Raw genomic sequence first — 17,361 nt, forward strand, 5'->3', positions numbered from 1 at the left:
GCGCCACCATTAGCGCGCCCAAGGGTTTCCACGCCGGCACCGACCAGCATATCTATAGTCTGTCATGCACCCCGATTTCCCACCCGGAAACACCCGCCCCATCGTGTACGCCACCACTGCCGACGGCCTCAGCCTGCCCGTCATCGACGTCACGCATCCGGCATTCGCGGTTCCCGACGATCCCGCGAGCCTCGCGGCCAGGCGCGATGAAATCCTCGCCTTGGCCCGTCGCAACCGCTTTATGCCTGCCTTCGTTACGCGACAGCTCATGCGGTTGGCGGCGCCGCGGTCGCCGCTGCTCCGCAAGCTCCTTGCATCGGACCGCGACTACCTCGACAGCATCTCGACCTACATCCTCAAGCTGGGCCCGGATCACCTGCCGCCAGGATTCGACAGTCCGGTGGACCGCAAGGTCGCGGCGTCTCCGCACATGCCGCTCATCAGGCTGCGCATGCAGCAGATCGCGCGGCTTCTGGCCAAAGCGCTCCTCGCGCCGCTCGGCGAAGCGCCGGACGCGGGCCTCGATCTCGTCAATATCGCGGGCGTCCGGCGCTCGACAGCATCAACGCGCTGATCATTCTCGCGCGTGAACACGCCTCGCTGCTCCGCCGTCCGATCGCAATCCACGTCTTCGATGCGCAGGCAGGAAGGCCCGCCCTTCGGCGCCCGCGCGCTTGTCGAGCTAACCGCGCCCGGCAGACCGCTGCATGGGCTCGAGGTCCAATTCCAGCACCATGCCTACAACTGGAACGACACCGCCCCGCTCGTCCGCCTGCTCGCCGGCCTCGCCGCGCGAGGCGCTGTCATTGCAGCCTCATCCGAAGGCGGTCTGTTCGAATATGGCAGCGATGAAGCGGTCGTGGCCAACCTCACCGTGCTCGCGCGCGCTGGCGTGCCGATCGTCGCCGGCTCGGTCACGAGCTCGAGCAAGCTTCGCAAGCGGATGATCGCGCATACGAAATTCCAACTTTTTGCGCGGGGGCTGGAAGGTTTCGCGCCGCTCGCCGAGCCGAGCGGCTATCACGTCGCCGAGAGCCGCACCGCCATTGTGAGCGAGCAGGTAGTGCTGAGGGCGACGGGAACCCTTTCGCACTCAGTTTGGACAGTTGAACTACCTGTACGTGGGAATGACGCTGAGCCCAGCCTAGCATCTCCGCAAAATGCGAGATCGAACGGCCGCTCCGCCTTCGCCAATTGCCAGCGTGGGGAGATTGGCGAAATCCTTCATAGCAGCCAGTCTTCCCTTTGTGGGGCAGATGTCCGGCAAGACACAGACGAGCAACGTAGGGCGCGGCGTCGCATCGCCCGCCTCCTACCCGCGCAATCCCTCTAACGTCGTGCCGGTGGATCCCCCAGTTGCTCGGCAAGAAATCCGAGCAATCCGACCGGAGCCATCGCCGCCGCGAGACTGTTGACCTTCATAAGATCCTTGAAGGATTGATGGCTGTTGACCTCGCCGCGGCTCATCCCGGCGGCATAGGGATATTGTGTCTGGTTAGAAGGCTCAGCCTGAAGAAGAGGCGACAATTGCGTAATGGTTTTGGCAATGGGGCCCAAGTCCGCCTGCGACCTATGGGCCGACCCGAGACGGCGTGTGGCCGACTCGTCGATGTCCGGGTTCGACAAGGCCCTGTATCCGCGTGGCAGGCTCATCCATTCCCCTGGCAGGATTCCGAAGGGAGCTTCAGCCGACCTAAACGAGATCGGCGATGCGGAAGAATTCGGTTTCGGAGGAGCAGGCGCTGCCTTCGGACCGAAGGATTTCGGCGATGCCGGAGGGATACCAGGCACCGTCTTCGGCGGCAATGCAGCAGCCGGCGACCACGGTGACGCCGGAGATCGGTTTGATCCTGCGCTCGGCTTTCCATAAACGAAATCGGCGCCATACTTCGAAACCAGCGCGGGAAGGATGTTGTTGTCGAGCTGGTCGAAGGAGAGTTGACCGAGGAGAGCGGCGGTTCCCGCAGGATCAAGTCCTGAACCGACGCCTATCGTTTCGACACCAATGTTGCCGTCGCGCTCTACAACTCGTCGAGACACAACGCCCGGATACAACGCGTGCAACCCGGGGACAGTGATGTTACCTAGCGTTAATGAATCATCGTCAACTGAATGTATTACTGTGCCCAAACCTAATGGAATTGTTGTAAACTCTCCGTTCTTCGCAGCGTTCCCGGTGAATGGGGTGGGCGCCTCCGACACCAAGGCATCAAATACCTGGCGAGGAGTAATGTTTCCATACGCGGGAACTATCGGATTGTAAGCGTGATACTCATGATATCCCCCCAAAATGTCATCAATAATAGCGATCTTTTCTTTCGGATTTATTTGAGCTAAACCTGGGTGTGATTGAATATAGTCGCCGAAGTTTTTAAGAGTAAATGACCCATACTTATTAGTCGTGAACGTTGCGGAGCCATCCGCACCAAAGGTCCAGCCGCCCATTCGTTAATCCTCTTAGAGTCTGTTTGAGTTGGTTGAATGAACTATCCTGAAGCAAGACGCTTTTCATTGCAGTTTGGATCAATGTGGTCGGAGGCGTGGATGTATTTTCGCAGTCGTAGCTCACGACGCGGCGACAGCGGCGAGCCAGCCGAGGCTCGGAAGACTCAGCGCCCAGGCAACACTCCGAAATTGGGGCGGAATGCCATTCACAAACTTCTACTTCTGCGCCCGGCGAGCGAAGTACGTGACTAAGCGATCGATAACTTCGAATGCGAGAACAGGTACAATGACCCTGATGTATTCAATAAACAGCCCAAAAACCGTTGGAACGGAGTCGATCCAAATAGCCCTACCAAACGCGTATTCGCTGTAACTATAATTCCCCTGAGGTGAAAAATGCAACAGTCCTTTTATAAGTATATATATCATAGGTACGATATATATGTGGTGCATGCCAAGGTATTTTTTTACTGGATAGATAATCATAAATATTATTAGAAGAAATACCAAAAGAAGCGCAGCAACAATCGGGCTGAACACATTTATATTAACAGAAAACAAATGGACAACTAAAAACAATACAATAGTCCATATCAGGAATTTGATTAATGACAGCATGTGATATTCCCCGGAAGATTGAAAGCGGTCCCCTTTGTCAAGGGCCCGGGCCATGCTGCTGTTCCTTCAACAAATTTAAGACTACCAAGCCCTGAGAAAGCAGCGCTTTCGGCGGTTCGTAGCCAGGATTTCGTCCACGGCCGCTCTGTGTTCCGAAAAGTTGGGTATGAGGCCCAGATCAATTGCCTGCCGCACACATTTGTCACCGCCACCGAGGAGTTGGCTTCAGTCAGGCAGTGCTCCAGCTTAATCATTGAAGCAGCGGGAGGTGGCGTCCGGACGCCCCGGCTGTGACCGTAGCACGATCTACCGAAGTCAACGCTTTCAACCTCCATTCCCGTTTTCGGAGAGTCCTGCATATCCAATACCCGTTATAGTTGTATAAGCTATACACGTCCGCAGGCCGGCTGACGAGCATTTTAATACGTTAGGTGCAACGGAGGCGGCAGCTTTGTTGGCCTCAACCTTTCCTGGTTGCTTTGCCGCTGGTCGCTTACGTCGCAATCAGATGGCATATCGCTACGCAGCCCCCTCTGACATTGATGGCCCGCGCCAGCGCCACCCAATGTTCCCGCCATCGCGCCGCCATTATCGCCTGCCCGTCTCTCCATGCCGTAATCGGCCGGAGAACTTTGGAGCCCCTCATGCAGTCCCCCTGCCCGCCCGCAGACAGCCGCCCCATCGTGTACGCTACCACCGCCGACGGCCTCAGACTGCCCGTGATCGACGTCACGCATCCCGCATTCGCAGTCCCCGACGATCCCGCCAGCCTCGCCGCAAGGCGCGATGCGCTCCTGGCCTTAGCCCGTCGCAACCGCTGGATGCCCGCCTTCCTCACGCGGCAGCTCATGCGGCTGGCGGCCCCGCGCTCGCCGCTGCTCCGCAGCCTGCTGGCGTCGGACCGCGACTATCTCGACAGCATCACGACCTACATCCTCAAGCTCGGTCCGGATCACCTGCCACCCGGATTCGACAGCCCGGTAGATCGCCAGGTCGCGGCGTCTCCGCACATGCCGCTCATCAGGCTGCGCATGCAGCAGATCGCGCGGCTTCTGGCGGAGGCGCTCCTCGCGCCGCTCGGCGAAGCGCCGGACGCGCCCCTTGATCTTGTCAACATCGCGGGCGGTCCGGCGCTCGACAGCATCAACGCGCTGATCGTTCTCGCGCGCAACCACGCGTCGCTGCTCCGCCGTCCGATCGCGATCCACGTCTTCGATTCTCAGCAGGAAGGCCCGGCCTTCGGCGCCCGCGCGCTTGTCGAGCTAACCGCGCCCGACGGGCCGCTGCACGGGCTCGAGGTCCAATTCCAGCACCATGCTTACGACTGGAACGACACCGCCCCGCTCGCCCGCCTGCTTGCCGGCCTCGCCGCGCGAGGCGCTGTCATTGCAGCCTCATCCGAAGGCGGTCTGTTCGAATATGGCAGCGATGAAGCGGTCGTGGCCAACCTCACAGTGCTCGCACGCTCAGGCGTGCCGATCGTCGCCGGCTCGGTCACGAGCTCGAGCAAGCTTCGCAAGCGGATGATCGCGCACACGAAATTCCAACTTTTTGCGCGCGGGCTGGAAGGTTTCGCGCCCCTTGCCGAGCAGAGCGGCTATCACGTCGCCGAGAGCCGCACCGCGCTCATGAGCGAACAGGTGCTGCTGCGGTCGGCGGGGCCATCGAAATAGTCGTTCAAACTATACCGGTGGAGTAAGACTTCTAAGCGCCATATTCGGGCCTCATCCTGGGCGAACAATAACTGGCGCTCCTCCTTCGGAACTTGGACGTCCTTACGCGGTTTAGATTTATGCGACACATAGAATTCGACAGACCAGTGAAGATCGCTCTCGGCAAGCCACGGCGGGCAAGGGCGATCAAAACGGTTATCGAGGCTTCGAACTGCTTGAAAAGTCCGGATTGGCCGACGGGCCACAAACCCCTATCCCGGATCGCCGCAAAGCAGCTCGACGCAGCGCGCATAGGGCATCTGACACCCGCTGAAGCTCGCGAGGCTTTCGCAGATGCCGCGCTTGAGGCCCACGTCCTGGTTCCTGCAGGGACGAAGCACTGAAATCAGGCAATGTCCCCACCGATAAGCGTCATGGTGCTGCAGCAGCTTGCCGGAACACTGCTCCGTCGTAACAGTTAATCTGTGCCGGCACGTTCCCGGCGCGGCCTCATCCGGCTTTCGAAGCCACCTTCTTCTTCGGGGCCGCCTTGCTTTGGCCTGCCTTACCGAATGTCTTTGCATCCTTCGTTCGAGCGGCGCTTGCCGGGTTTGCGCTGCTCTTGCGCTTCCCCGCCGTCGAGTGTTTCACCTGCGCGCGGCTTTTGCTCGGTTCCGACGTCTTTTTCGGAGTCCGCGAGAACAGACGCGTGAGAAAGCCCATGTCATCCTCCATCCGATGTGTCGCGATCACAACGAGCTTGGCAGAGGTGGGGTTCCTCTCTCGGGCGCAGGTCCAAAAGGCGATATAGGGACGTCGTCGTTCCGATCGCCAATTCCCGCAGCTGAATTTCGAGGCGCTTGGTAGTCTCGCCCATGGCCGCTCAGAGGCCGCCTTCGGAGCTGCCACGGCGGGTTTCCTCTGACTGGTGTTCAACGCAGGCTGGCGCGCACTATCGGGGCCGGCGAAGTTGTTGACGTCCACTTACCCTCCCCTCACGGGGCGGCCACTTTATCACTTTCCCTTCTGCTTCCAGTCGCCGCCACTCGAGTTGATACTTCCGCCATTCACGTCGCTGCTCTCTGGTGAGAAGCTTGACGCGATGGCGCCAGCTCTTCCCTATCAGGATTCTTTCGGCCACGGACAGGCCGCCATACCATCGCGGCTGTTCCGGCAGCGGATCGGAACTATCGACCGCTGCGGGAGAGGAGCTTTCCTTTCTGGTCTGGGAAGTGTCCTGCATGACCAACACCCGTTTTGGTTGAATGCAAACTATACACATTCGGCGGCCGACTGACGAGCCTTTCAGCGGCTCACCAAAGATGTAAGCGATAGTTCGCCTTATAAGTTCATAATCTTCCTTGGAGCACTTTTCGGCCGTGGATCGCCCAGTTGGCTGGCAAGGTATCCGAGCAGCCCGACCGGAGCCATGGCCGCAGCAATGCTGTTGAACTGCAGCAGATTCTTGAACTCCGGATGAGTGTTGACTGCCTCCCTGATCTCCCGGGCGAGATCGGGAAACCGGTTCTTGAAGTAGCTCGGGCTTAAGGCGTAAGCGCGAAAAGCATCCGCCCAGAGTTCGCGATCCCTGCTCTGGCCGATATATCCGTATTGCTTCGGCGAAATAAGGTTCTCATTCCGGATCTCGCCATCGATACCCGTGCTGTAGTTCCGGTGCAGCTCCGGCCTACGATTGTAGGTTGGCAGGCCTTTGCGGCCTTTCGCCGTAATCTCGACGACATGGCCGAACTCATGCGCTTTGGTCTCCAGGAGTTCATCGGCTGGTAGCCTTGGATCAACGACTACTTGTGTCGGCTTGCCTGTCTTGTCCAACTTCACGAAGCCCGTTTCACCTTTGGCCAGATCCTTCGGATCGTATTCAATCTCCTTGCCCATTATCTTCTTTGTGATTTCGTCGATCGCCTCCTCCGGCAGAGGCACGTCTTCGCCGCCCGCAACCCGCCGGCCAACCACGTATTCCGCATCCGCATTGAAAGGGCGCCCATCGAGATCGTAGAGGAGCTTTCCTTTCTCATCCGCAGGTACGACTCCCGGGTAGTCATCTTTGAATAGCCTGGTTTCCTTGGGAAAAGGGCTGATCGCAGACCGATTGTTCCTGAGATTTGCCAGCCGTTGGCCGGCGAGCTTCGCAGCTATCTTCTCACCAGCCTCCCCTGCTATCTTTCCCACAGCCTTCCCGGGAAGAAGCTCAGGCTGAAGGAGAAGCGGCGCCCATTCCGCGACGGCTTTGGTCGTGCGGCCCAAATCCGTCGTCGGCTGATAGGTAGGGCCAAGGTAGCGCGTCGTCAGTTCATTGATCTCATCGCTCGTCGGCGGCCTAAAGCTACTTAGCCGGTCTCCGACCTTTTCGAGCAAAGGCTTTGGAACACCCAGCTTCTCGGCCGCCCATGAGGTCAGGTACCCTCCAAGCAAACTAAGGTCACCTGGCATCCCGACGGTTTGTTCTGCCGCAGTACGTACTCCTGCCCCGGCCGACTTGCCGAGATCGGTCGCCGCCTCCCCAAGCCCTCGAAGATCATTCTCCGCCTGGCCCTTCAAAAGGCCATAAAGATACTCACGGCCGAATAGACCGTCGAACATGCTGTCCTCCTTGGTTTGGTGCGTCGGCGCCGGGTCGATATCTCTGCCGCGCTCCGGCTCCCTCGGGAGCGAGATTGCGCCTTGACCGATGGGATATGCGGGTCAGTTCGCCGTCTTGCCGGCTTCGGAGATTGGCTGAAGCGCAAACTCGAAGCTGGAGATCGGCAGCACGCACGCAAACAAAGGGCCAGGAAATGCCCTTGACGCACACAACTCCCCCTACTGCCCTACTGCGTGCTCACCCCATCCACGCCCCCTGCCCGAACGCGGTCTGCCGCTTGGGCTTCGGTTTCGTGCGCGCGTGGCGCAACATCATGTAGGCGTAGCGGGATGCGCTGAGCACGTCGTCGTTGAGCTTCACGATTACGCCGTCCTTGCGGTGGTAGGTGCGCCGCTCCTCCAGCCAGAAGCCGCAAGTCTTGAACACCTTCCAGCGCCCGGTCTGCATGCGGTCGAGCATGTCGATGACGCCGGCCTCGACGCCGACGCCGCCATCCTCGAAGGTCGCCTTCTCGGGCAGCATGGCGAGGCCCTGGGCGACATAGAGCTCCTTGTATTCGGCGCCGGACGGATCCTTGTCGCGCCTCAACCCGTCATGCGGCCACGCCCACGGCAGCCACGCCGCCCATGGCTTCAGCGCCGCCGCATGCACGACAGGCGTCGCCTGGCTTTTGCGATATTCGGCCGTGACATAGACCACGTCATTATCGCGGTCATGCGCAAGCTTCACCGCGCCGAAAGGATGGTCGTAGCCGAAGTCCATCCCGCCGATCTGGGCCCAATGCTCGGGAATGGCGAAGGGCTCCACGACGATCTCATCCTCTGCGACCGGAAAGATCAAGCCGGAGCCAAGCGTGGGAAGGCCTTTGGCCCGCGCCTCGCGCTCATGCGGCTGGTAGGAGGCAATGATCTTCGCCCGCTCGTCCGGCGAATAGTGCTCGGCATCGTCGATCGTCATGCGCGTGACGTGGCGATGCTGAGCCGCGGGATCGTCGGTTGCCGGCATCAGGAAACGGCGCACCACCTCCGACATGCCGAGAAGCGGGGTAAAGGTCTGCTGCGCGAACTGCCCGCGCTGCCCGTTATTCGTGCGCGTCAGGCCCTCGCTATAGATATCGGCCGGCGGCTCCTCGTCGAACCACACGCCGTCGACGGTCGGTCCCTGCCATTTCTCGCGGCCCTTCTCATAGGCCTTGAAGGCAAGGATGCTCTCGCCGGCCTGCAGATCGCCGCCGCCGCCCCAACGCACGACGACGCTGTCGAGCATGTTCGCCACGCCGCTCGCTCGCGTGCGGTCCTTGATGCAGTCGGCGGGAACAAAGCCTGTGCCCCATTCCTCCTCTATTGCGGGTGGACCGATCAGGATGCGCTGCGGGTTGTCGCGCGTGCTCTCGCGCGTCACCGAGCCGGCCCATAGGACCACCGGCTTGTCGAAGGTCGCCCCGTCCCACCAGTCCGGATAGCGACCGGTAAGGTGCATCGCCCATTCCGCGCCGCCGGCAACTGTCTTGCCGAGCTGATTGCCGGCCATGAACAGGCGCTCGCTAAACGTCGCGCCTGCCTGGTGGAACTCTCTCTGCCTCATATAGGGCCGATAGAATTTGAGCCTGTTAGCGCGCTGCCGGCGCTCGGCTTCGGCCTGAAGCGCGGCCATTTCCTTCAGCATTGTCGAGAGCGTCGAGGAAGGGTCGGATGGCGGCATCGAGCTTGCGGATCCGTTCGACAAGCTGCTCATCCGTCATCTGCTCGATCGGGTTGAAGTTGACATTGAGATCGCGCGGCAACAGCGACGTGACCATCTTCACGAAATCCTGCGGCCGCTCGTCGATCATGCGCTGGATAGCGGCCGGTCCCTGGCCTTCCCAGGCGGCAAGCACATCTTCAAGAAATGCTTCGCCAAGCTCGCTGCGCGCGCCCGTGGCTCGGGCGCCAATGGCCCGCCCGGAATTGCCTGGCTTGATGACATCTAAGGGCGGATGGCCCGGGCCGCTCTCGTCCCCATCATCTTCGGAAGCACTCATCCGGCCACGCACTCGATTGTAAAAGAAAATGTAGCAGCGAGAGGCGCCGACGCTGACGCCCGCTCTCGTGAACGACGGAGAGCGGGTAAGTGTGAGGGGCAGCGATCGCGCCTGGCGATTACAATAACGCTCCAGTAATCACCCTCTGAACGGCGCAAAGCAGTAGATCGTCACCCACAGCACATGTGCGGCGATGAAGCCGAGAATGAAACCGACAATCATGCGAGGCGCTCCCTCTGCCAATCTCCGACGTCTGCGATTTGCCGCAAACTGAATGCAAGGCTCCCCTTCTCCCCCTGCGTGGGCTTTGCATGGAGGGCGTAGGCCGGTGAGGTGGGCGGATGGACCGTTTTTTGAAGGCCGCCTGGGCACTGTTCGGCCGCTGGGCGGGGACTGCCGAGGGGTGCGCGACGGAGTGCAACGCTCCCGAAACAGGTGACGCCACGTTTCAACAGCCATCGCCAGCACGATCCGCGCCCGGCCACGCTGTCTCGCCGCCTCTCCAACGACCTACAATTCTAGAGGATAATTTTCCTATGCCACTTTCGGTTACCGAATGCAAGAGCTTTTTGCGCACCGAAGCGAATTTTCAAATTTTCGGTGGCGGGTCGCCCCAGAGGTGGGGGGTCCGTGGGAACCTTCCGCAGATGGCCAAACCCGTTGGTCGACCATCGGGCAACGATAGATGGCGAGAGCGGCGTCAAACTCATCAGTGGACGACACGTCCGAGTCACCGCCTTAGGCAGCGCCTCCGCATGGTCCGGATGCCCCCAGCCGGTATGACGAACAGCCGGCGCCCGGTTGCATCGACGGGCATAACGCCTTTTAGCGCTCGGCTTCGCTCCGCCGCCGCGTCGATGTTTACAATTCTGGAGGATAATTTTCCTATGCCAAATCCGGTTACCGGATGCAAGAGTTTTGTTTGCCAGGTCGAACCGAATTTGTCCCTTCGCAAATTGAGCCCGTTGACGACCTTCACTAACGGGGTCGGACGGCGGATTTGCGCCAGTTTGCGACCTCGCGCCAACAATCGGTGAAGGTCGCCTTTGGGGAGTAAGAAGCGGACACTGCGTTGCCAGGGCCTTGTCTTAGGGGGCGAACGGCCGTTGGTTGGCATTACAGCTAGACTTGGGTCCGACCGCGATTGCTCATCCAAGGCGCGTTCGACGGTGATAACAGTAACGTACTTCAACCCCTGCACTTTCATCGCATGGCATGAAGAGGATTGCCTCCCGCCAATCGCGGCCGCTCTAGTACCCAACATTGCGGGAGCGTGAGTCAATGGCGTTGCACGCTCTTCCTGAGTTCCCAGGACGAAGGTCTGGAACTGCCGATGTTCCGTGCTCCAATGATTCCAGGTACTAGTGTCGTTTTGATTTCGAAGTTCGCCCAGAACCTGATATCAAAGTCAGGCGAACGTCGAAATCATGGCACCGGGAGTTTGCGATGATCAAACGGAGGCTGGCGGTCAGCGTTTTATCTTTCGCAATATACTTGCCGATTTCGGAGCAAGTTCTTGCTGACGATGCGATGCTGACGGGTTTTCCCTCGATCGTGCTTTCGGGGGGATTGGCAAGGGTAAAGACCTACCCGATGCGCCAGCCATTCGACAGCACCTTGAAGACCGACATTCTGGATGTTTCTCTCGAGAAGACGACCCTCGATGATGTCGTCAAGGCGTTTGGCGGCAAAATACGCACGCGCGGCGACAAGGCAGCATCGGTCAGCTGGGTTTGCTACGAAGTCGAGATAGGCAACCACTACACTCGTGAATGGTTCATCGCTGATGGAGGTACAGGCGAAGGAAAGCACATCCTGACCACGTTGGCGGGAGAGGAGAGTGACGATGCGATGTCGGGATGCGAGATTGGCCCGAAGGAACTGATGAATGTGAAACTGCCTGTTCCCGCTCTCGACAAAAGCAACAAGGACCTCGAGGCGGCTTTCGGGGTAGCGGTCTCAAACGGTATTATTCGTTACGCTCATGCCGGCCGCTCGGATCAGGATGGGAGGGCGAAATTGCAGTTCTTGGTTTATCGTCTCAAGGAAGGCCACATCACCGGCATCGCGCTAGTCCAGCGAACGTCTTCACGTTGACGGACAGCAAAGAGTGAACCTTGCAGGGCTGAATGGCCTCTGTTGAGACTGGTTTTACACCCCCTCGGGCCAGAAATGGTTCCCGTGGTTCCGCGTGTAAGACCCGGAGAAGGCGATTTCCGGCAAGAGTTGGAAGTTGGCGGATATCGACAAGGTAGAGTAACGTTAGGCCGCCGATGCCGGGCGGTGGATCAGCGCAGAAGACCGGGCATTGTTGGAGGTCAGGTAACCAAACTCTGTGCGGACCTTGCAGCCGTAACAGCCGAAGGTCTGCAATGGGTCACAGAGCGCCGCTTCCTACGGCGACGGTCTGCAGTTCTCTACAATTCAACCTGTTCCGAGATTGCCAACGCATCGTCGACTTCGATGCCGAGGTAACGGACGGTGCTCTCCAGCTTGGTGTGACCGAGTAGAAGCTGCACGGCGCGGATGTTCCCGGTCTTCTTATAGATCTGCGACACTTTGCTGCGTCTCATCGAATGCGTGCCATAACGCTTTGGGTCGAGCCCGATGCTGGCAACCCATTTGTCAACAATCCTTCCGTACTGTCGTGTCGACAGATGCGGTTTCGCCCGCACGCGGCTAGGGAAAAGATAGTTTCGCTCGGTGAGATGTCGTCGCGCAATCCAGGCACCGACTGCGACTCTGGTCTGTTCCGTGATCTCGAACTGCACTGGTCGCCCAGTCTTGCGTTGAATGATGACCGCGCGATCACGAACGATGCCGGAGAGCCCAACAGTGACGGCGACCAAGTCGCAACCACGAAGCTTACTGTCGATCGCGAGATCGAAAAGTGCCAAGTCCCTTGCTGCGCCAGACACCTGCAGCCGTGTTCGAATGCTCCAGACCTCGTGCGGCTTGAGCGGAGGCTTCTGACCACCGATATGGCTTCTGTTCCAGGGCATGGTTTTTCTCCATGCCGCCCTCCGCAGCCGCAGCACTCCTATGAGCCACTGAACTCTAGCCCTGGTCTTGGAGTACCCCTGAAGGATTCGCCATCAATGGGTACCGACTTGGAACGACATTGATATCAGGGCCTCAACAAGGGACGCGCTCGCGCCACTTCTCGACATTCGTGCCATCGGTCAGGAAGGTGGCTCATTAAGCCCCAGGCGGTCATTCCGCACTACCTAGGCGTTGACACAGCCAATCGCACTTTCTATCTGAGGCCAAAGGCGTGTGCTGCGTGCGCCCGGGGTTTGCCCCGAATACGGAGAACGAGACCAACCGTTTTCCGCAGGGACCGCAGCCTTTGTCGATTAGCAAATCTCATCCGTCACGTGGCCGCCGTCCGTCCTCGATGCTGCGAGAGTTTCTCGACAGTTCGGCCTCGGGCGGTCTGATATTGATGGCCGCAGCCGCGCTCTCGCTCGTTGCGGCCAACTCGCCGCTTGCACCCGCCTATTTCAGCGCACTGTCGAGCTATCTCGGCCCGCTCAGCGTGTCGCATTGGATAAACGATGCGCTCATGGCGCTCTTCTTCCTGCTCGTCGGGCTTGAGATCAAGCGCGAGATGCTGGATGGTCAACTCTCCTCCTGGAACAAGCGCATTCTTCCCGGTGTGGCCGCCCTTGGCGGCATGATTGTACCGGCGCTCATTTACTCGGCGTTCAATGCGGGCGACCCCGCAACCGCACGCGGCTGGGCCATCCCGTCCGCTACCGACATCGCATTCGCGCTCGGGGTGCTGTCGCTTTTGGGCAACCGCGTTCCCACTTCGCTGAAGGTGTTTCTTGCCGCGCTTGCCATCATCGACGATCTGGGCGCCGTCATCATCATCGCGCTCTTCTACAGTGGCTCGCTCGACATGCTCGCGCTCGGCAGCGCAGCGCTCCTCCTAGCGAACCTCGTCATCTTCAACCGCATGGGTGTCGCCCGGTTGTGGCCCTATCTCGTGCTAGGGGTGCTGCTATGGTTCCTCGTGCTGCGCTCCGGGGTGCATGCGACGGTTGCGGGCGTATTGTTGGCGCTCACGATCCCCTTACGCACATCTCCTGCCCGGCCTCACGATATGGAGCATTCGCCACTCCACAGACTTGAGCACGCTCTATACGGTTGGGTGACATTTCTGGTTGTCCCGATCTTTGGCTTTGCCAATGCGGGCGTATCGCTCTCCGGTCTTTCGCTCGGTGCGCTGACCGACAATCTCACGCTTGGCGTGGCGCTCGGGCTCCTTGTCGGCAAGCTGGTGGGTGTTTTCGGCAGCGCGTACCTCGTCATTCGTGCTAACTGGGCTGAGATGCCAGCAGCCGCAAGCACGCTTCAACTGCTCGGTGTGTCACTGCTCTGTGGTATCGGCTTCACGATGAGCCTCTTCATCGGTCTGCTCTCCTTTGCCGATGTTCCGCTTGTGCAAGAAAAGGTCAAAATCGGCATTCTCGGTGCCTCGCTCGTGGCGGGGCTGCTCGGATTTGCAATCCTGCGAGTGGCACCGAGTGAGACGAACAAGGCCATGCAGTGATCGACCAGTTGCGGTTCTATAGTGACCAGCCGACCTGGTGCGACTTCTCACATCTTGGGGCATTATCGAGCAGCCATGGACGACCGCCCAGCCACCGAAAGCCGGCCACGCAGCAGTGCGGGTGCGCTCCGCGCACGTCTCCGTCGGCTCTATCATGGCCGCTCTGCCGGTTCTGAGTGGTTCCAGTACGCTGTCATGGTCGTCGATCTGCTGATCGTCGCCTTCTTCGTGGCCAGTCCTATTCTGCGCGAGCGGCCGCTCTTCCTCTGGATAGACTATTCGATTGCGGCTCTTCTCGGCCTCGACATCACCGCCCGGGCACTGGCTTCGAGGGACATCCCGCGCTGGCTGCGGCAGCCAACGAGCATCGTGGATACATTCATCCTGCTCACGCTGCTCTTTCCGCTATGGCTTGCCAACCTAGGGTTCCTACGCGTGCTGCGGCTATGGTCGCTGTCGCGAAGCGGAACATTCTGGCGCCCCCTGCTCAGACGCGGCTACGCTCCTTGGCGCGAAGTCGTTCAGTCCGTGATCAACCTGATCACCTTCCTTTTCGTGGTGACAGGCTTCATCTACACATTCTTCTTCCGCGAAGGCTCGGGTTTAGCAGGGTATATCGACGCTCTGTATTTCACCGTAACCAGCATGACGACGACAGGTTACGGCGATATCCTGCTCCCAGGCCCCTGGGGCAAGCTCACTTCGGTTGTGATCATGCTGGCCGGCGTTACGCTCTTCATCCGGTTAGGGCAGGCCGTTTTCCGGCCGTATAAAGTCTGGCATCCCTGCCCGCGGTGCAGGCTGCAGCGCCATGATCCGGACGCGGTCCACTGCAAGGCGTGTGGATACATGCTCAAGATTCCGGATCCGAACGATTGATCCCGTTGCGGAAGCTGAGTCAGCCTCAGCGGCGAGTGCGCGGCTTCAAATCATCTTGCTGCGCATGTAAACTGCTCCGCATCGAGACCGAAATGGAAATAACTGGGCGCCACGTCCGCGTAGGCGAGGCGAACATTGCAAATCTGCGCGAAGCGCATGCTTGTGGCACCCGACTCCGTTGACCGCTATGGGTCACGACTTCGCATTGGGCGACAACGCAAGTCGCCTGGACGTTCGCTTTGGACGGCGCGAAGGCCACGCTCCGACTTACGAACGCATGCCGCTGCTCGAGCAAATCGCAGTGGGGACGTGGCTGATTGTGGTTTCATTGCCGGCGGGATAGAAATTGCTATCCTCGAATTGAAACCTATCGCATGGGCGAAGCGCCGACAAAGAGGTCGATAGCCGTCCTCGCGGCGGATGCCGTGGGGTATAGCCATGTGGTTGCGACTGACGAGGCTTTGGCCCTTCGCGCGCTGGCGAGCAGCCGGCGCCTGATCGACCCACTCATCGAGGAGCATGGCGGGCGAATCTTCAACACCGCCGGAGACAGCGTCCTGGCGGAATTTCCTCGAGCAGCCGAGCCAGTCCGCTGCGCGGTAGCCATACAGGAGACCTTGCGCGGCACTGAAGGCAAAAATCCCCTCCTCACATTTCGCATCGGTATCTCCTTCGGAGAAGCCATCGCCGATGGCTCCAATCTTCTCGGCGCAACTGTGAACATGGCGGCACGGCTCGAGGCGGTTGCGCCTGCCGGAGGTCTCTGCATCTCGGGTGCCGTTCATGACGCGATCATTGGAGAAATTGCCTATGAATGGCAGGATCTGGGCTTCCGTCATCTCAAGAACCTCATCAAGCCGGTCCGCATTTTCCGTCTGGCTGCCGGGAATAGCTGCGCCGTGCCGGTCGTGGCCGGCGCCACCAAACCCCTGATCATCGTTCTTCCCTTTGCCAGCAAGAGCGGCGGCCAAGCCGAGGAGGCCTATCTGAGCGATGGGATCACCGAAGACGTGATCGCCGGATTGTCTCGATTTGGCCGGTTGGCCGTTCTCGGCATGGCGTCGTCCGACGCCTATCGCGATCGCACGGCGGCACTGCCCGACCTGGTGAAGGAATTGGGGGTGGATTATGCCGTGCAGGGCAGCGTCAGGCGCGCGGGCGAAACCATTCGGCTGTCGGTGCAGCTCATCGACGCGCGCTCCGGCCTGGCGATCTGGGCGGAGCGATATGACCGCATCATCGACAATCTCTTTGCGGTCCAGGACGATATCTCCGCCACGATCGTGGCCACGATTGCGGGTCAGCTCGAGGACGAGGGTGCCGCAGCCGCGAGCCGAAAGCGCACCGAGAACATGGAGGCGTATGACTTTCTGCTGCGTGGGATTCATCTCGCCCGCGCCCTGGATCCGGCCTCGGCTACCGCAGCGCTTGCCATGTTCGAGAAGGCGCTGGCGCTGGATCCCGACTATGCGCTCGCCCTGGCATGGTTCGCCTTGATGAAGCTGCGTGTGACGGTGTGGCACCCTGGCGACCCGGACGAGATACTTGAGCCGGCACAACGGGCGCTGGAACGCGATCCATCTGAAAGCTGGTGCCATCTCGTCTTCGGCCAGATCATGATGTACCGCGGGCAGCTCGCGGAGGCGGAGCAACACCACCAGCGCGCATACCAGCTGAACCCGTTCGATGCCCATGTGATGGCCCTGCGCGCGCCACTCGCGACTTATCTCGGCAGGCCGGGCGAGGGAGAACGATGGGCGCGCCGGGCTATGCAGCTCAACCCCGCCCATCCGGACTGGTACGCAACCAATCTTGGGCTCGCACTCTACTGCCAGGGGCGCTATCAGGAGGCCGTTTCCGCATACGCGGAGGTCGCTGCGCCGCAGATCGGCATTCTTGCAGGGCTCGCGGCGAGCTATGCGCAGCTTGGTGATATGGACCGGGCAGCGGCGTCGAAAAAGCGTCTCCTTGAGCTTGCGCCCGACTTCTCGGCGAAACGCGCCGTCGGGTCCAGGCCGTTTCTCCTTGAGCGGGACCGAGCTCATCTTCGCGAAGGTTTGGAGAAGGCCGGACTGCCGCTTTAGAAATGAAGCTGCGTAGAAAATGTTCTAGGAGAGCCGAAGGGCGGTCCGAACTACCGCAACCAGGGAAGCCGAGGTGTAAGGCTTGACTAGCCAGCCGAGTGGCTGTGCGGGTGCGGCGCGGGCCTGGGCAGCTGGATCGGAATGCGCAGTCGCGAAGACAGAGCGCAAGCCATATCTTCGAAACAGCTCCAGCGCAGCATCGATCCCATCCAGAGCGCCGGATAATCGGATATCCATCACGACGAGGCTAGGCCGGTCCGAAGCGGCAATCGCCAGGGCCTGCTCGGCTGAACCCGCTACTGCAACCTCAAATCCGGCCTCGGTCAGTGCGCTCTCCATATCCGTAGCGATGAGAAAATCATCCTCGACGACCAAGATTCGCGCCGCCGCGGCGCTATCCACCGGTTCGACCGCCTGCAAATCCGGAGAAGTCGGCGATTGGCGGTCAGGCGGGGCGGTAAACTCATGCATCCGGCGCGATCCAGGAATGACAGAAGGAAATG

Annotated in this window: 14 protein-coding genes; 8 read left to right on the plus strand and 6 right to left on the minus strand. The window is 60.0% G+C overall.

The window, feature by feature from the left end:
• The first annotated feature begins 64 nt into the window (after positions 1-64).
• Together SAZ10_RS00570 and SAZ10_RS00575 are read left to right on the plus strand one after the other, a co-directional pair.
• Positions 65-574 (plus strand): hypothetical protein, encoded by a 510-nt coding sequence (locus SAZ10_RS00570; RefSeq protein WP_318607214.1) that lies wholly within the window; start codon positions 65-67, stop codon positions 572-574.
• A gap of 60 nt (positions 575-634) precedes the next feature.
• Entirely contained in the window at positions 635-1,333 is a 699-nt protein-coding gene (locus tag SAZ10_RS00575; RefSeq protein WP_318607215.1) for a hypothetical protein, read from the plus strand.
• Here SAZ10_RS00575 and SAZ10_RS00580 read toward each other — a convergent pair.
• Positions 1,330-2,445: a hypothetical protein gene (locus tag SAZ10_RS00580; RefSeq protein WP_318607216.1), complete on the minus strand. Its 1,116-nt coding sequence runs from the start codon at positions 2,443-2,445 to the stop codon at positions 1,330-1,332. The two genes, SAZ10_RS00575 and SAZ10_RS00580, sit on opposite strands and share 4 nt — an antisense overlap.
• A 1,301-nt stretch (positions 2,446-3,746) precedes the next feature.
• On the opposite strand from SAZ10_RS00580, the gene SAZ10_RS00585 reads away from it, so the two are divergent.
• Both SAZ10_RS00585 and SAZ10_RS33540 read left to right on the plus strand, forming a co-directional pair.
• Positions 3,747-4,736 carry a hypothetical protein gene (locus SAZ10_RS00585; RefSeq protein WP_318607217.1) on the plus strand — a complete coding sequence of 330 codons (990 nt, stop codon included), beginning with the start codon at positions 3,747-3,749 and terminating at the stop codon, positions 4,734-4,736.
• A gap of 119 nt (positions 4,737-4,855) precedes the next feature.
• Complete coding sequence (locus SAZ10_RS33540; protein ID WP_412535130.1) at positions 4,856-5,119, plus strand: DUF982 domain-containing protein; 264 nt, start codon at positions 4,856-4,858, stop codon at positions 5,117-5,119.
• Positions 5,120-6,056: 937 nt separating this feature from the next.
• On the opposite strand, the gene SAZ10_RS00590 is transcribed toward SAZ10_RS33540, so the two are convergent.
• From SAZ10_RS00590 to SAZ10_RS00600, 3 genes are all read right to left on the minus strand, one after another.
• Positions 6,057-7,316: a hypothetical protein gene (locus tag SAZ10_RS00590; protein WP_318607218.1), complete on the minus strand. Its 1,260-nt coding sequence runs from the start codon at positions 7,314-7,316 to the stop codon at positions 6,057-6,059.
• Positions 7,317-7,554: 238 nt separating this feature from the next.
• On the minus strand, positions 7,555-9,018 hold the full coding sequence (locus tag SAZ10_RS00595; RefSeq protein ID WP_412535131.1) for a terminase large subunit domain-containing protein: 1,464 nt from the start codon (positions 9,016-9,018) through the stop codon (positions 7,555-7,557).
• Positions 8,927-9,337, minus strand: coding sequence for a hypothetical protein (locus tag SAZ10_RS00600; RefSeq protein ID WP_318607220.1), 411 nt, complete (start codon positions 9,335-9,337; stop codon positions 8,927-8,929). The genes SAZ10_RS00595 and SAZ10_RS00600 overlap by 92 nt, the downstream gene beginning before the upstream one ends.
• 1,446 nt (positions 9,338-10,783) lie before the next feature.
• On the opposite strand from SAZ10_RS00600, the gene SAZ10_RS00605 reads away from it, so the two are divergent.
• Complete coding sequence (locus SAZ10_RS00605; RefSeq protein ID WP_318607221.1) at positions 10,784-11,434, plus strand: hypothetical protein; 651 nt, start codon at positions 10,784-10,786, stop codon at positions 11,432-11,434.
• A 320-nt stretch (positions 11,435-11,754) separates the two neighbouring features.
• Here the strand turns inward: SAZ10_RS00605 and SAZ10_RS00610 are convergent, their stop codons facing one another.
• Entirely contained in the window at positions 11,755-12,339 is a 585-nt protein-coding gene (locus tag SAZ10_RS00610; protein ID WP_318607222.1) for a tyrosine-type recombinase/integrase, read from the minus strand.
• Between the two features lie 395 nt (positions 12,340-12,734).
• On the opposite strand from SAZ10_RS00610, the gene nhaA reads away from it, so the two are divergent.
• The 3 genes from nhaA to SAZ10_RS00625 all read left to right on the plus strand — a co-directional run bounded on the left by nhaA (position 12,735) and on the right by SAZ10_RS00625 (position 16,858).
• Positions 12,735-13,895 (plus strand): Na+/H+ antiporter NhaA, encoded by a 1,161-nt coding sequence (gene nhaA / locus SAZ10_RS00615; protein WP_318607223.1) that lies wholly within the window; start codon positions 12,735-12,737, stop codon positions 13,893-13,895.
• A 75-nt stretch (positions 13,896-13,970) separates the two neighbouring features.
• Complete coding sequence (locus SAZ10_RS00620) at positions 13,971-14,774, plus strand: potassium channel family protein (protein WP_318607224.1); 804 nt, start codon at positions 13,971-13,973, stop codon at positions 14,772-14,774.
• A gap of 374 nt (positions 14,775-15,148) precedes the next feature.
• Positions 15,149-16,858, plus strand: coding sequence for an adenylate/guanylate cyclase domain-containing protein (locus tag SAZ10_RS00625; protein ID WP_318607225.1), 1,710 nt, complete (start codon positions 15,149-15,151; stop codon positions 16,856-16,858).
• 24 nt (positions 16,859-16,882) lie between these two features.
• Here SAZ10_RS00625 and SAZ10_RS00630 read toward each other — a convergent pair whose 3' ends face one another.
• Positions 16,883-17,329 carry a response regulator gene (locus SAZ10_RS00630; protein ID WP_318607226.1) on the minus strand — a complete coding sequence of 149 codons (447 nt, stop codon included), beginning with the start codon at positions 17,327-17,329 and terminating at the stop codon, positions 16,883-16,885.
• Between the last annotated feature and the right edge of the window lie 32 nt (positions 17,330-17,361).

Source organism: Mesorhizobium sp. BAC0120, from assembly GCF_033542235.1.
Classification (GTDB): domain Bacteria; phylum Pseudomonadota; class Alphaproteobacteria; order Rhizobiales; family Rhizobiaceae; genus JAWRCU01.

Excerpts from the sequence above, each read along its gene's own strand:
- SAZ10_RS00580 (WP_318607216.1), bottom strand. The coding sequence starts at position 2,445 with ATGGGCGGCTGGACCTTTGGTGCGGATGGCTCCGCAACGTTCACGACT.
- SAZ10_RS00600 (WP_318607220.1), bottom strand. The coding sequence starts at position 9,337 with ATGAGTGCTTCCGAAGATGATGGGGACGAGAGCGGCCCGGGCCATCCG.
- SAZ10_RS00575 (WP_318607215.1), top strand. The coding sequence starts at position 635 with ATGCGCAGGCAGGAAGGCCCGCCCTTCGGCGCCCGCGCGCTTGTCGAG.
- nhaA (WP_318607223.1), top strand. The coding sequence starts at position 12,735 with ATGCTGCGAGAGTTTCTCGACAGTTCGGCCTCGGGCGGTCTGATATTG.
- SAZ10_RS00590 (WP_318607218.1), bottom strand. The coding sequence starts at position 7,316 with ATGTTCGACGGTCTATTCGGCCGTGAGTATCTTTATGGCCTTTTGAAG.
- SAZ10_RS00625 (WP_318607225.1), top strand. The coding sequence starts at position 15,149 with ATGGGCGAAGCGCCGACAAAGAGGTCGATAGCCGTCCTCGCGGCGGAT.
- SAZ10_RS00620 (WP_318607224.1), top strand. The coding sequence starts at position 13,971 with ATGGACGACCGCCCAGCCACCGAAAGCCGGCCACGCAGCAGTGCGGGT.
- SAZ10_RS00630 (WP_318607226.1), bottom strand. The coding sequence starts at position 17,329 with ATGCATGAGTTTACCGCCCCGCCTGACCGCCAATCGCCGACTTCTCCG.
- SAZ10_RS00605 (WP_318607221.1), top strand. The coding sequence starts at position 10,784 with ATGATCAAACGGAGGCTGGCGGTCAGCGTTTTATCTTTCGCAATATAC.
- SAZ10_RS00610 (WP_318607222.1), bottom strand. The coding sequence starts at position 12,339 with ATGCCCTGGAACAGAAGCCATATCGGTGGTCAGAAGCCTCCGCTCAAG.
- SAZ10_RS33540 (WP_412535130.1), top strand. The coding sequence starts at position 4,856 with ATGCGACACATAGAATTCGACAGACCAGTGAAGATCGCTCTCGGCAAG.
- SAZ10_RS00595 (WP_412535131.1), bottom strand. The coding sequence starts at position 9,018 with ATGCCGCCATCCGACCCTTCCTCGACGCTCTCGACAATGCTGAAGGAA.
- SAZ10_RS00570 (WP_318607214.1), top strand. The coding sequence starts at position 65 with ATGCACCCCGATTTCCCACCCGGAAACACCCGCCCCATCGTGTACGCC.